Raw genomic sequence first — 13,526 nt, 5'->3', positions numbered from 1 at the left:
GCCGGAGATGGATGCCGCCGCCGACGAAGAGCTGCGTGAGCTTCGCGCTCGTGCCTACGGTCCGCATGCCGACATCGAGACTGACCCCGCCGCGGTCCGGCGGCTGCAGGAGCTCGAATCCTCACGCAGTGCAGCATCTGGCCCGAGCAAGCCCGGTGACCACGCGGCGATCGCCGATTCCGCGGCCGGGGGCGAGGCCGCCGAGCTGCGCGTCGTGCATCCCTCGGCCGACGCCTCGCGCGCGAGTGGCGACCTGCTCGACCGGCTGGGAGACGAATCCACGTGGGAGGAGCCGACCGCACCGGATGCTCCGAGCGATGAGCCCGAGCGGCCTGGGCGCCTGACACGGTGGCGTGCGCCGCTGTGGGTGGCGTCCGTCGTGGTGGCTGCCGCGCTGGCGGCGGCGATCACCTACGCGTTCGCGTCGGTCCCGTCGGTGTCGTCGACCGCGGGCGCGCCGCAGATCGCGACGCTCGAGCTGACGCGCACCGGAGCCGTGCCACCCGGCTGGTTCGGAGCGGAGGAGGATGTCGCGGCGGCCGAGTTCTATGGTCTGACGATCTTCGCGACCCCCGGGTGGGTCTCGGAGTCGGGGGATCGGTCGTCGGAGGATCGCTGCCTCAATGGCGTCCCGACGGAGGACGTGCCGCCGGAGGCGGACCCCGACGGATCGTCGTATGTCAGCGGGCGGATCTACGGGGGCTGCAGTGTCGGGGGGTTCCCGGCGGCCTTCGCGATGTCGATCGACGGCGATGCTCCGGACGAGCTCGCGGAGCGCTACCCCGATGGAGGGGCGCTGCAGTTAATCCTCGACGGCGACCGCGTCGCGGTCTTCCTCGACAGCGGCTCGGATTGAGTCCGATGCCTAGGTCCTCGCGCTCGAGAGCGCTGCCGCATCCACCCGCGGCACCGCCGCATACCCCGGCCGCGTGAACCACGAGGGCAGCGCTCGCCGCAGGTGGCTCGGACCGGTCGTGACGGCGTCTTCGGCGAGCAGCAGCGTCGTCCATTCGATGTCGCCGCGCCAGAACCGGGTCAGCGCCCGCAGCGAGCACCGCACCTCGACCGACACGTCATAGCCGGGGTCGGCGTCGCACAGGTCGGCATCACCGTCGTGGATGACCAGCCACCACCGTCGCTGCGCAGGACTCGCATCGGTGAAGTGCAGGGCGATCACCGTTCGCGCGTCGGGGACGCTCTGGTGATCGATGTTGCGGTGCATGTCCCAGAGCAGCAGCTTGGGGTCGAGATCGGCATCGCCGAGCTCGCCGATCCATCGCACGCCCCATGCCGAGAGCTGCTCGACCACCGGGCGCAGCTCGGCACCCGCCTGGGTGAGCACGTAGCGGACGTCGGCGCCCTGGGCGATCCGCTCGATCAGCCCGGCGCGCTGCAGCTGGTCGAGCCGGTGCGAGAGCAGTGTGGGCGACATGCGGGGGAGGCCACGACGGAGGTCGTTGAAGTGCTCGGTGCCGAGCAGAAGCTCGCGCAGGAGGAGCATCGTCCAGCGCTCATCCAGCAGCTCCATCGCCTTCGCGACGGGGCAGAACTGGTAATAGGGGGCGCCCACGAGCCTCACGATAGACCCGGTACAGATCCGATACTAGAGCGGTCTGTGCGGGCTTCGTAGCGTGAGGAACACAAGGCAGAGGAGCCCATCATGAACACCACCACCACCGATCTTCAGGCCGAAGCCGATCGCGCGCTGAAGGCGAAGCACAGAGTCGTCTGGGCGCTCGGCGACTATTCCGCCGTCGCACGCGAGGTGATCCCCGAACTCGGTCGCGTGCTCGTCGCCGAGAGCGGCGTCGGACCCGGTGACCGGGTGCTCGATGTCGCAGCCGGAACCGGCAACGCGTCGATCGAGGCCGCTCGTGCCGGAGCATCCGTCGTCGCCAGCGATCTCACCCCCGAGCTGCTCGAGATCGGCAGGAAGGATGCCGCGCGGCAGGGCGTCGAGCTCGCATTCGAGGAGGCGGATGCCGAGGCGCTGCCCTACGCCGACGACTCGTTCGACGCGGTGCTCTCGTGCGTCGGCGTGATGTTCGCCCCGCACCACGAGGTCGCGGCCGGCGAGTTGACTCGCGTCGTGCGCCCGGGCGGACGGCTGGCACTGATCAACTGGACGCCGGAGGGGTTCGTCGGTCAGCTGTTCGCCATCATGAAGCAGTTCGTCCCTGCGCCTCCCGCCGGAGTGCAGCCGCCGCCGCTCTGGGGCGACGAGCAGCACGTGCGCGACCTTCTCGGCGATCGGGTGAACGATCTGACGATGGAGCGCCGGAGGTTGGCCGTCGACCGATTCGCGTCGGGCGCGGAGTTCCGCGACTTCTTCCGTGACTTCTACGGTCCGACGGCGGCCGCCTACCGCGCTGTGGGCGACGACGAACAGCGGCGGTCAGAGCTCGACGACGCGCTCGCCGCCCTCGGCGAGAAGCACCTCGACGGCGGCACGATGCCGTGGGAGTACCTGCTGGTGACGGCGCGGGGCAAGTGATCGTCAGCGGCCGAAGGAGAGGGTGGCGATCGCTGATTGGATCGCCACCGCGGCGGCGCCTCTGGCCCACGCGGTGAAACCGGGCTCATCGATGTAGAGCTCGATGGGATCCGCGAGAGGATCTCGGTCGGTGGCGATCGCTCGACGGATGGCGGGTTCTGCGACGGTGAACAGCCCGATTCCGTCGCCGGCGAGGACAGTGGCGGGTTGCATGGTGAGGTTTGCGGCAAGAGCGATGAATCGTCCGAGTGCTTCGCCTGCGGCATCCGCGACGGCTGTCGCGGCCGGGTCTCCGCCTGCGGTGAGCGTCAGGAACTCGTCGTAGCCGACCGTGCGTCGTAGGGCGCCGGAGACCTGGGCGGTGATCGATCCCGAGGTGAGCATCGCCTGCGCGCATCCGCGGTGTCCGCGGTCGCAGAGAGGGCCGTTGGCTGCGAGGGGGATGTGTCCGCCGAGGCCGGCGCCGACCTCGCGGGTGCGCACGACCTCGTTGTGTGCGACGACCGCGTAGCCGATGCCCTCGCCGATCGTGATCACCGAGAATCCGGGCAGGCCGCGGCCCATGCCGAACCACCTCTCGGCCTCGGCGAGTGCGACCAGGTCGTTCTCGACGGTGACGCGCAGTCCGGTCGCCTCGGCGAGCATCGCGGCGAACGGTACGTCGTGCCAGTCGAGGAACGGCGCGAACTCGACGACGCCGTCATCGACCGAGCCGCCGAGGCTGACGCCAATGCCGCGGATGTCGCCGTCGAAATCGCCGATCGCCGCCCGGAGATCGGCGACGACGCTCGACGGATCGGCTGAGGTGAGCGGGCGAGTGAAGGAGTCGACAAGAGCCGCGCGGACGTCGGTCAGCACCGCGTGCAGAGTGTCGCCTGTGATCTTGATGCCGACGAAGAAGCCCCGATCAGGGGCGATATCGAGTGGTCGGGTCGGTCGGCCTACCGACCCGTCGACAACGTCGTCGAGTTCGACGAGAAGACCGGTGTCGAGGAAGGGCTTCGCCAGGCGGGTGAGGCTTGCGGCGGAAAGGCCGAGTCTCGACGTGAGTGCCGATCGAGAGATCGGACCGTGGATCAGCACCGCTTCAGCGAGCGCGTTCTCGCTTTCTGTGAGCACGGTCACCTCCTCGTTGGTTCCATTGTGGCACTAAAAAAGCGATCGATTCGAGATCCACAGTTCCCAGAACCCGCTCTTGGCATGCATTTACTTTCGTGATAGAACTAATCCATGCATTTCAGCAACGAGGCTCTGCAGGAGAGCATGATGGATGATCTCGAGTCCCCGGCCATCCACGATCGCGTGATCCACCTGCACCGGAGTGGGACGAGCGTCGTCATCGACCTCGAGTCCGAACAGGTGCCCGTCATCGTCCACTGGGGCGAGGAACTGATCGACTCGACTCGCGAGACGCTGCGAAACCTCGCTATCGCCGCGCGCCCGCAGCGAGTGTCCGGCGGTCTCGACCGCACGGCACGTCTCAGCACCGTCGCCACCGAGGCCTCGGGCTGGCTGGGCACACCCACCATCGAGGGACACCGCGCAGGCGTCGGCTTCAGCATCAAGGCCGAGGTCGTCGAAGTGCGCGTCGAACACCACGCCGCCACGGTCGAGATGGACGATGCGGAAGCGGGGATCCACCTTCGCTGGGACGTCGAGGTCGGTATCGGAGGGCTTCTCCACCAGCGCATGACGGTGACCAACACCGGCGATGGCGGCTACTCCCTCGATGCTCTGCAGCTCGCCTTCCCCACACCGGGGGATGCCACGGAGCTGCTCGACACCACCGGTCATCACCTTCGCGAGCGCACCGCGCAGCGTCGCAGCTTCACGCTCGGCACCCACCTGCGGGAGAGCCGGCGCGGGCGTCCGGGCGCAGACGCGACCGTGCTGCTGGCGGCAGGGCGGCCCGGCTTCGGGTTCGAGTCCGGTCGGGTGCACGGCATCCACGTCGCATGGAGCGGAAACCACCGGGTGCTCGCCGAGCGGGTCGTGACGGGCGATTCCTTCCTCGCGGGAGGCGAGCTGTTCGCGCCTGGTGAGGTCATGATCGCTCCCGGAGCCTCCGTGTCGTCGCCCTGGGTCATCGGCTCGTGGGGCGACGGTCTCAACCAGCTCTCGCAGCGCTTCCACACCGAGTGGCGCGACCGCCCGCAGCATCCGCGCCGTGCCCGCCCGGTCACCCTGAACACGTGGGAAGCCGTCTACTTCGATCACGACTTCGCTCGGCTGGCGGCACTTGCCGACGCCGCGGCCGAGGTCGGGATCGAGCGCTTCGTGCTCGACGACGGCTGGTTCACCGGACGACGCGACGACACCCGGGGACTCGGCGACTGGGAGGTGGATGCCGAGGTCTGGCCCGACGGTCTGCATCCCCTCGTCCGCAAGGTCACCGATCTCGGCATGGAGTTCGGACTCTGGGTGGAACCCGAGATGGTGAACCCCGACAGTGACCTCGCCCGCGCTCATCCCGACTGGATCCTTCGCGGTCGCGCATCTCTGCCGCCTTCCGCGCGGCAGCAGCAGGTTCTGGATCTCGCTAATCCCGACGCGTACCGACACATCGCTGATCGGCTTCTCGCCCTCCTGGGCGAGTACCCGATCGCCTACCTCAAGTGGGATCACAACCGGGATCTCGTCGATGCGGGCAGCGGACCCGGCGGATCCCCGCGGGTGCGCGAACACACCCTCGCGCTCTACCGACTGCTCGATGAGCTGAAGGCCGCCCACCCCGACCTCGAGATCGAGAGCTGCGCCTCGGGCGGTGCTCGAGTCGACCTCGGCATCCTCGACCGCACCGACCGCATCTGGACCAGCGACAGCCTCGACCCGATCGAACGGCTCGAGAACCAGCGCTACACCGGCCTCGTCGTGCCGCCCGAGATGATGGGCATGCACCTCACGAGCCCGGTGGTGCACTCCTCGGGACGCACGGTCTCGCTCGAGCTGAGCGCCGCCGTCGCCCTGCTCGGACACTTCGGGGTCGAGTGGGACCTCACGTCCGCCGACGACCAGACCCGGGGCCGTGTCGCCACCTGGATCGCCCTTGCCAAACGGCTGCGTCCGCTGATCGCCGACGGCACCGTCGTGCATGTCGACGGTACCGAGCCGGGAATCGACGTCCGCGGGATCGTCGCGGAGGATGCCGCGCACGCGGTGTTCACCATCACCCAGGTCGCGACCAGCGCCGCCTACCCGGCCGGGCGCGTCCGGTTCCCCGGGCTCGACCCCGCCCGCTCGTACGAACTCCGCATCCTGTCGCGACCCGCGCATGACCCGGCCCAGTCGCCGCTCGCGTGGGCCGAGGAGCCCGTCACGATGACCGGACGCGAGCTCGGGAGCATCGGCGTCCGCCCACCGGTGCAGTTCCCCCAGCAGGCGACCGTCATCGAGTTCGTTTCACAGCACTGACCGATCAGCAGTTTTCACGCGCAAGGAGGCGCACACATGAGAATCAGACATCGAAAGCAGGCCAGGGTGGTCGCGATGGCGGCTGCACTCGGCGCCGTCGTCGCGCTGGGGGGATGCGCGTCGTCGCCGGACGACGGCATCACCACCCTCAGCTTCTTCCAGTTCAAGGGAGAGGCACTAGAGGACTTCAACGCGATCATCGCGGACTTCGAGGCCGAGAATCCCGATATCCGCGTCGTGCAGAACCAGGTCGCGGACTCCGAGACCCTCATCCGCACGCTGCTCGTCAAGGACAAGGCGCCAGACGTCATCACCCTGAACGCCAACGGCGGATTCGGGGACCTCGCTCAAGCCGGGGTGTTCTACGACTTCTCCGATGAGCCGGTTCTCGAGACCATCAACCCCGCGGTGCAGGAGATCCTCGCAGAGCTCGGCACCAAAAAGGGCGAGGTGAACGGGCTCGGATACGTCAACAACGCCAACGGAGTGATCTACAACCAGGACATCTTCGAGGAGCAGGGGCTCGAGGTTCCCGAGACGTGGGACGAGTTCATCGCGGTGTGCGACGCGCTCGAGGCTGCGGGGATCACACCGTTCTACGGCACCCTCGCCGACTCCTGGACCGGGATGCCGTCATGGAACGCTCTGGGGGCCTACGCCTCGCAGGATGGCTTCTTCGACGACATGAGGGCTGAGGGCGAGGATGTCGGCGCGGATTCTGCTGTGTCGTTCGAGAAGGACTTCCCCGAGGTGATGGCTCAGCAGGCCGAGCTCTTCTCGTACATGCAGGAGGGATACCGGGGTCGCACGTACGACGACGGCAATGCCGCCTTCGCGCGGGGCGAGTCGGCAATGCTGCTGCAGGGCATCTGGGCGCTGAACCCCGTCAAGGCCATCAACCCCGACATCAAGGCGGCGATCTTCCCCTACCCGGCGGCGGACGATCCTGATGATCGTCTGCTGGTCTCCGGTGTCGACGTCGTCGTGACCATGGCGAAGGACACGCCTCATCGCGAGGAGGCGCTCCGCTTCATCGAGTACCTGTTCGACGTCGGAGTGATCGAGGAGTTCGCCGCTTCTCAGAACATGATCCCGTCGGTGGAGGGCGCCGAGCTGAGCGACGACCCTGCGCTGCAGTCGGTCAAGCCCTTCTTCGACGAGGGGAAGATCACCGGCTTCATCGATCATCAGGTGCCGCCGAGCATCCCGCTGGTCGCGATCGTGCAGCAGTTCCTGTTCGACGGCGACGCGGATGCGGCGCTGTCGACCCTCGACAGCGAGTGGCGCAAAGTCGCCGCCCGCACCATCCCCGTGACGGGAGACGAAGAATGAGCACCCTGACCAGCGCTGTGCGCGCCACGACACCGGGGCCCGAGGGCACGAAGCGAGCGCGCCGGGTCCGCACCGCGAGCTCCCGCGCGCTGCCCGCCTATTACTGGATGGTCTGGCCCGCCGTCATCGCCTTCGCCGCGTTCCACACCATCCCCGTCATCGTGGGCATCTTCTTCAGCTTCACGAACTACGCCGGCTACGGCGACTGGAACTTCGTCGGCATCTCGAACTACCTCAACCTCTTCAAGGACGACAGAGTCCTGAAGGCCTACGGGTTCTCGTTCCTGTTCGCCATCGTCGCCACGATCCTCACGAACGTGATCTCGCTCTCGATCGCCATGGGGCTCAATGCCAAGATCCGCGCACGGAACTTCTGGCGCGGCGTCTACTTCGTACCGTACGTGCTCGCGATCCTCGTGATCGGCTACGTCTTCCAGTTCCTGTTCTCGAACTCGCTGCCGAAGATCCTGTCCGGCATCCCGCTGTTCCGCGACAACATCCTCACCAACCCCGACTGGGCGTGGACGGCGATCGTCGCACTGGCGGTCTGGCAGGCCTGCGCGTTCTCGATCATCATCTACCTCTCCGGTCTGCAGACGATCCCGAGCGAGTTGTACGAAGCCGCATCTCTCGACGGTGCATCCTCATGGCGGCAGTTCGGATCCATCACCTTCCCGCTCATCAGCGCGTTCTTCACGATCAACGTCGTGCTGAGCCTCAAGGGCTTCCTGCAGGTCTTCGACCCGATCGTCGCTCTTACGAACGGAGGGCCGGGCACGTCGACCGAATCGGTCACCCTGCTCGTCTTCCGCGGTGGATTCTCCGGCGGAGAGTTCGCATACCAGACCGCGAACGCCGTGATCTTCTTCATCGTGATCACGATCGTCTCGCTCCTGCAGTTCCGGGTCCTTCAGCGCAGAGAGGCCGATATCTGATGACCACCGCAACCACGATCCTCGCCGAAGCCGAGGCGACGACACCTCGCCCCGGATGGCGCGCCAGGCGCGCCTCCGAGAACGACGACACCCGCAGGACGAACTGGTGGGCGACCGCGCTCATCGCGGTCTGCTCGCTGACCGTGCTCATCCCGCTCTACCTCGCGGTCGCCGTCGCACTGAAGACGCCAGAGCAGCTCGCCGCCGGCAACGGGTTCGAATGGCCGAACCCGATCCGCTGGGAGAACTTCGCCGACGCGTGGGCGCGGACCGCGTTCCCGCAGGCGCTGCTCAACACGGCGCTGATCACCGTCGGAGCGGTCGTCTTCACCCTGCTGACCAGCTCGGTGGTGGCGTACGCGCTCGCCCGCAACAGCCACCGACCGTTCTTCAAGGGGGTGTTCTTCTACTTCCTCGCCGCGCTGTTCATCCCGTTCCCGATCATCATGCTGCCCCTGGTCAAGCAGACGTCGCTCCTCGGTCTGGACAACCAGGTCGGCATGATCGTGCTCTACACGATCTTCGGCATCTCGCTGAATGTCTTCATCTACAGCGCCTACATCCGCTCCATCCCGATCGAGCTCGAAGAGGCGGCGCGCGTCGATGGAGCATCCACGTGGCGGGTGTTCTGGCAGATCGTGTTCCCGCTGCTCACGCCCATGAACGCCACCGTCGGCATCCTCACCTGCGTCTGGGCGTGGAACGACTTCATCATGCCGCTCGTCGTCCTCACCGACCCCGGTGCGCGTACGATCCCGCTGGCGCAGTACGTGTTCCAGGGCCAGTACAACACCGACTACACGACCGCCTTCGCCTCGTATCTGATGGCGATGGCGCCGCTCCTGATCGTCTACATCTTCTCGCAGCGGTGGGTCATCTCCGGAGTCACCCGGGGATCGATCAAGTGATCGGTTCTGTCCATCAGGCCGAAATCTGACGGTCGCGCTCCCACGAATGACAGCTCCTGCGGCGCGATGGGGTGAGCGGCGAGGTGTTCAGACGGGCCGACCGGCATCACCGGTCGGCCCGTCCCGTCTGTCGTTCGTCAGCTGATCGCAGCGCGCAGCGCGGCCGCGGCGTCACCGACGTTGTCGGCGCTGTAGATCGCGCTGCCGGCGACGGCGACCTGAGCGCCGGACGCCTGCACTGCGGCGATGCTCGACGCGTTCACGCCACCGGCCACCGAGAACGCGACGCCGGACGCGGTGCCGTCGGTGAGCAGGCTGTCGAGCGAGTAGCCGTCCTGAGCCTGCTCGTCGAGACCGGCGTGCATCTCGACGAACTCTGCGCCGAGGCCGATGACCTGCTGCGCGCGGGCGGGCTTGTCGGCCACGCCGATCAGGTCGACGACGATGCCCTTGCCGTGCTTCTTCGCCGCCTTCACTGCGCCCGTGATCGTGCTGTCGTCGGCCACTCCCAGCACCGTCACGAGATCCGCTCCGGCGCCGAAGGCGATGTCGGCCTCGAGCTCCCCGGCATCCATGGTCTTGAGATCGGCGAAGATCACCTTGTCGGGGTGGGCTTCTTTGAGGGCGGTGATCGCCGAGAGGCCCTCGCTCTTGATCAGCGGGGTGCCGAGCTCGAGGATGTCGACGTGCGCGGCCGCGGCGGCGGCCAGCTCCAGGGCCTTCTCGGTGCTGAGAGTGTCGATGGCGAACTGCAGTTTCATGGGTGTTCCGTTCGTTCTGCGGGGTGGATGGTGGGGCGGCAGCCGCTCATTCGAGGTTCGCGTGACGGGGCCACAGATCGTCGGCGCTGGTGCCCTCGCGCTGCCAGAGTGCGTGGAAGAGCCCGTCGCCGATGACGACGACCGCCTGCTCGAACAGGCTCCCGGCGTACTGCTGCGAGGCATCGGCCGAGCGGTCGAGCTTCTGGGCGGCAGGCACCCGCACGACGACGTCAGCGAGCTCGGACAGCGGCGAGGCCTCGGCAGTGGTGATGGCGGCGATGCGCGCGCCGATCGCCGATGCGCGCTCCGCGGCGCGGACGATCGACTCGGTCGTCCCTGAACCGCTCGCGGTGAGTAGCAGGTCGCCGGCCGCGATCGCCGGGGTGGTGGTGTCGCCCACGACGTGCACGTCGAGCCCGAGGTGCATGAGGCGCATCGCTGTCATTCGCAGCGCGAGGCCTGAGCGTCCGGCTCCGAGCACGAAGACGCGGCGGGAATCGTCGACGAGATCTGCCAGATCGATGAGCTGATGAGCGTTCGCGACGCTGGTGCGCTCTGCGACGCGCAGCAGCTCGTTCGCGATGAGCGAGATGGCGGCGCCGGGCGACATGGTGGCGGTGAGGGGCATGAGTCCACACTTGCGGGCTTCTGCCCGCGGGGCGCTCCTGCCTCGGGACCGTTCCACCTATCCGAAAGGATGGGGCGGCTAGGATAGGTGTCCATGAGCACTGAAGAGCATGCAGCGCAGGCGGCCTCACGTCGACTGGCCGCAGACCATGCGCTCGCTCTCGCCGAGCAGCGCGACCGCTACGCCCTCACCCTCGAATCGCTGCTCGCGACGCTGCGCTCGCAGAGGCTCGACGACCGGGCGGCTCGCACGATCGCGGTCGATGTCGCGGCCGGCGCGCTGGTCGGACTCCGGACGCTCAACGACGAGCAGGGAGCAGGACTCGAGCCGGTGACGGGCGCCTTCGAGCGTCTGCGCGGCGACCTGCGCCCGCTCGTGCGCTACAGCGAGCTCGACGTGCAGTTCGTCGAGCCGCCGGCCAATGGACGGGCGCTCCCCGGGGTGATCGCACACTCGGCGCGGTCGATCGTCCGAAGCACCGTACTGGCGATCGTCGACCGCGGAGAGACGAGACGCGTGCGCATCCAATGGGATTGCGACGGACTGAACCTGCTGATCGCGATCCGCGATGACGGCCGGGGAGACCTGACGACGCATGACGATGCGCTGCGCCCGATCGCCGAGCAGGTCTCGGCACTGTCAGGCGACCTGTCGGTGGCATCGACGCCCGGATGGGGGTCGGAGGTCGGCATCCGCCTGCCTCTCGATCCGCCCGCCGAACCCGGCGAACTGCCGGATGCGATCGACGCGAGTCCCCGTGAGCGCGACGTTCTTCGTCTGGTGGCCGCGGGGCGTCGCAACCGCGAGATCGCCGAGACGCTCAATGTGAGCGAGAACACGGTCAAGTTCCACGTGTCGAACCTGCTGCGCAAGTCCGGAGTCGTGTCGCGCGTCGAACTGGCCGCCATCGCTCGTGGCTGACCACCCGGACGAGTAGGGGCGGGGCTGGTCGAAAGGATGGGGCGGAGGTCGTCGTGCCGCCACAGCCTCTTGACTCCCGCGCTCAGCGATCTAGCCTGGCAGGCATGTGCCGCAACATCATTCCGCTGAACAACCTCGAACCTCCGGCGACCGATGACGAGTGCCACGAGGCCGCCGTGCAGTTCGTGCGCAAGATCTCGGGCGCGAACGCGCCGTCGCGGGCGAACCAGGAAGTGTTCGACCGAGCTGTCGCCGAGATCGAGCGCTCTGTGCGGCAGCTGCTCGACGGTCTCGTGACGACCGCGCCTCCGAAGGATCGCGACGAGCAGCGCGAGAAGCGACAGGCACGCTCGGCCGAGCGATACGAGGCGATCCGCGTCTTCCAGCAGGCCAAACGCGCCGCTCGGGCAGAATGACGGAATGCACCTTCACACGACGACCGCGGGCACGGGCGAGCGCCACGTCGGACTCATCCACGGTCTCGGCGCTGACGGCACGGCCTGGCAGCCGCTGATCGATCGGATGGTGGCCACGGGGCGGTACACGGTCACGACGATCGACCTCCGCGGGCACGGGCGCAGTGACCGGGCGCCGTCGTACGGGCTCTCCGAGATCGCCGCCGACGTCGTGGAGTCTCTTCCGCAGGGCCTGCACAGTGTGGTCGGGCACTCATTGGGCGGGTCGGTGCTCGTCCGCGCCGTCGAGCGTCTGCGCCCCCAGCGCGCGATCTACCTCGACCCGGGGTTCGGACTCGCTCTTCCCACCACCGGCTTCGCCGGCCGGGCCTTCTGGGCGATCCCCGCTCTCACCCTCGGGGTCGTCGGGCTCCGTCAGTCGCGCCGCAGCGCCGCCCAGCGTGCGGCGTATCCCCTGAGCATCCGGGAATCGATGAAGAAGAGTCAGCAGCTGTTCGATTCGAAAATGGCGATCGGGGTGTTCCGCGAGGTGGCCTTCCATCCCGTCGCGATCGCACCGCCCGCCGCGCCGTCGACGATCGTGCTCTCCGACGAGTCACCCGCTGTGCTGCCGGACGCGATGGCCGACGCGCTCGAGCGTGAGGGGTGGGAGATCCGCCGACTTCCCGGTGTCCACCACGACATGCAGCTGGAAGACCCGGAGCGCACCTTCGAGGTCATCGCAGACGTACTCTGAGGAAATTTCCATCCGGGTGCATCCAAAACCCCGGTTCCCGGGGAACAACTCCTATGAAGGGCCGCACAGGGCGGTCCGGGTACAGGAGGAACAGATGCGCAAGACAGTCGCCGCCGGCCTCGCCGTCGGAATGATCACCGCTCTCGGCCTGGCTATGCCGGCCGGCGCCGCCACCACCCAGGCGGCTCAGCTCTCCGTGTTGCACGCGATCCCCGACACCCCGGTCGACGTGTACGTGAACGGCGAACTGACCCTCGACGACTTCAGTCCCGGCGACCTGGCCGGTCCGCTCGAGCTGCCTGCCGGCTCGTACGAGGTCGCCCTCACGGCTCCCGACGCAGCTGACGCGAGCGCTCCCGTCCTGGGACCCGCGACGATCGCTCTCGAGGCAGGCGCGAACTACACCGCCGTGGCGCATCTGACCGAGGCGGGCGAACCCGGCCTCAACCTCTTCACGAACGACATCTCGCAGACAGCGCCCGGTCAGGGCCGACTGACGGTGCGTCACACGGCCGCGGCGCCCGCGGTCGACATCCTCGCCGGCGGATCGCCCGTGATCGAGAACCTGACGAACCCGAACGAGGCGAAGCTCGATCTGCCCGCGGGCACTGTGTCGGCCGCCGTGGCGCTGACGGGCACGACCGACCCGGTCATCGGCCCGGCTGACGTCGCGATCGAAGAGGGCGTCAACACGATCGTCTACGCCTGGGGCAGTGCCGAAGACGGCAACCTCGCGATCGCCGCGCAGACGATCTCGGGACTCCACTCGAACCCCGACGGAGTGCCCTCGGGCACCGCGGGCTACCTCGCCCAGCAGGACGCGTCGGTGAACGCTCTGATGTCGGCGGGTCTCATCGCCCTCGCGATCTCGGCCGCCGTGGGCGCGGGCCTGATCGTCCGTCGTCGCCAGACGGTGCGCTGATGCTCCGAGGCACGTCGCGAGAGTCCGGTCTGCGCCGCGTCATGCTGACGCTGGGCGCCCTG

14 protein-coding genes are annotated in these 13,526 nt (G+C 67.9%); 10 read left to right on the top strand and 4 right to left on the bottom strand.

Translation table 11 applies throughout. The features are described 5' to 3' along the window. Positions 1 to 7 precede the first annotated feature (7 nt). Positions 8 to 856 (top strand): hypothetical protein, encoded by an 849-nt coding sequence (locus RQG82_RS05175; protein ID WP_311258065.1) that lies wholly within the window; start codon positions 8 to 10, stop codon positions 854 to 856. Between the two features lie 9 nt (positions 857 to 865). Here RQG82_RS05175 and RQG82_RS05170 read toward each other — a convergent pair whose 3' ends face one another. Next, positions 866 to 1,570 carry a helix-turn-helix domain-containing protein gene (locus RQG82_RS05170; protein WP_311258064.1) on the bottom strand — a complete coding sequence of 235 codons (705 nt, stop codon included), beginning with the start codon at positions 1,568 to 1,570 and terminating at the stop codon, positions 866 to 868. A 90-nt stretch (positions 1,571 to 1,660) separates the two neighbouring features. On the opposite strand from RQG82_RS05170, the gene RQG82_RS05165 reads away from it, so the two are divergent. Continuing rightward, a complete protein-coding gene (locus RQG82_RS05165) occupies positions 1,661 to 2,494 on the top strand; it encodes a methyltransferase domain-containing protein (RefSeq protein WP_311258063.1) in 834 nt (277 codons plus the stop codon). A gap of 3 nt (positions 2,495 to 2,497) precedes the next feature. Here the strand turns inward: RQG82_RS05165 and RQG82_RS05160 are convergent, their stop codons facing one another. After that, entirely contained in the window at positions 2,498 to 3,613 is a 1,116-nt protein-coding gene (locus tag RQG82_RS05160; RefSeq protein ID WP_311258062.1) for an ROK family transcriptional regulator, read from the bottom strand. Between the two features lie 111 nt (positions 3,614 to 3,724). Here RQG82_RS05160 and RQG82_RS05155 point away from each other — a divergent pair, with 111 nt between their 5' ends. From RQG82_RS05155 to RQG82_RS05140, 4 genes are read left to right on the top strand one after another with little or no spacing between them, the layout of a single operon-like run. After that, positions 3,725 to 5,905: an alpha-galactosidase gene (locus RQG82_RS05155; RefSeq protein ID WP_311258061.1), complete on the top strand. Its 2,181-nt coding sequence runs from the start codon at positions 3,725 to 3,727 to the stop codon at positions 5,903 to 5,905. 36 nt (positions 5,906 to 5,941) lie between these two features. After that, positions 5,942 to 7,237 carry an extracellular solute-binding protein gene (locus RQG82_RS05150; protein ID WP_311258060.1) on the top strand — a complete coding sequence of 432 codons (1,296 nt, stop codon included), beginning with the start codon at positions 5,942 to 5,944 and terminating at the stop codon, positions 7,235 to 7,237. After that, positions 7,234 to 8,172, top strand: coding sequence for a carbohydrate ABC transporter permease (locus tag RQG82_RS05145; RefSeq protein WP_079113516.1), 939 nt, complete (start codon positions 7,234 to 7,236; stop codon positions 8,170 to 8,172). Before RQG82_RS05150 ends, RQG82_RS05145 begins: the two co-directional genes overlap by 4 nt. Next, positions 8,172 to 9,080, top strand: coding sequence for a carbohydrate ABC transporter permease (locus RQG82_RS05140; RefSeq protein WP_079113515.1), 909 nt, complete (start codon positions 8,172 to 8,174; stop codon positions 9,078 to 9,080). The genes RQG82_RS05145 and RQG82_RS05140 overlap by 1 nt, the downstream gene beginning before the upstream one ends. 137 nt (positions 9,081 to 9,217) lie before the next feature. Here the strand turns inward: RQG82_RS05140 and hxlA are convergent, their stop codons facing one another. Together hxlA and hxlB are read right to left on the bottom strand one after the other, a co-directional pair. Next, positions 9,218 to 9,841 (bottom strand): 3-hexulose-6-phosphate synthase, encoded by a 624-nt coding sequence (hxlA, locus tag RQG82_RS05135; RefSeq protein ID WP_311258059.1) that lies wholly within the window; start codon positions 9,839 to 9,841, stop codon positions 9,218 to 9,220. Positions 9,842 to 9,887: 46 nt separating this feature from the next. Further along, complete coding sequence (gene hxlB, locus RQG82_RS05130; protein WP_311258058.1) at positions 9,888 to 10,469, bottom strand: 6-phospho-3-hexuloisomerase; 582 nt, start codon at positions 10,467 to 10,469, stop codon at positions 9,888 to 9,890. A gap of 93 nt (positions 10,470 to 10,562) precedes the next feature. Here hxlB and RQG82_RS05125 point away from each other — a divergent pair, with 93 nt between their 5' ends. The 4 genes from RQG82_RS05125 to RQG82_RS05110 all read left to right on the top strand — a co-directional run bounded on the left by RQG82_RS05125 (position 10,563) and on the right by RQG82_RS05110 (position 13,464). Then, positions 10,563 to 11,390: a LuxR C-terminal-related transcriptional regulator gene (locus RQG82_RS05125; protein WP_290162910.1), complete on the top strand. Its 828-nt coding sequence runs from the start codon at positions 10,563 to 10,565 to the stop codon at positions 11,388 to 11,390. A gap of 104 nt (positions 11,391 to 11,494) precedes the next feature. After that, entirely contained in the window at positions 11,495 to 11,806 is a 312-nt protein-coding gene (locus tag RQG82_RS05120; RefSeq protein ID WP_311258057.1) for a DUF2277 domain-containing protein, read from the top strand. 4 nt (positions 11,807 to 11,810) lie between these two features. Beyond that, a complete protein-coding gene (locus tag RQG82_RS05115; RefSeq protein ID WP_311258056.1) occupies positions 11,811 to 12,542 on the top strand; it encodes an alpha/beta hydrolase in 732 nt (243 codons plus the stop codon). A 94-nt stretch (positions 12,543 to 12,636) separates the two neighbouring features. Next, positions 12,637 to 13,464 (top strand): DUF4397 domain-containing protein, encoded by an 828-nt coding sequence (locus RQG82_RS05110; protein ID WP_311258055.1) that lies wholly within the window; start codon positions 12,637 to 12,639, stop codon positions 13,462 to 13,464. Positions 13,465 to 13,526 lie beyond the last annotated feature (62 nt).

It is taken from the genome of Microbacterium sp. WCS2018Hpa-9 (genome assembly GCF_031843745.1).
Classification (GTDB): domain Bacteria; phylum Actinomycetota; class Actinomycetes; order Actinomycetales; family Microbacteriaceae; genus Microbacterium.
Note: the sequence above shows the minus strand (reverse complement) of the source record. Positions and strands in the feature narration are given on the sequence as shown.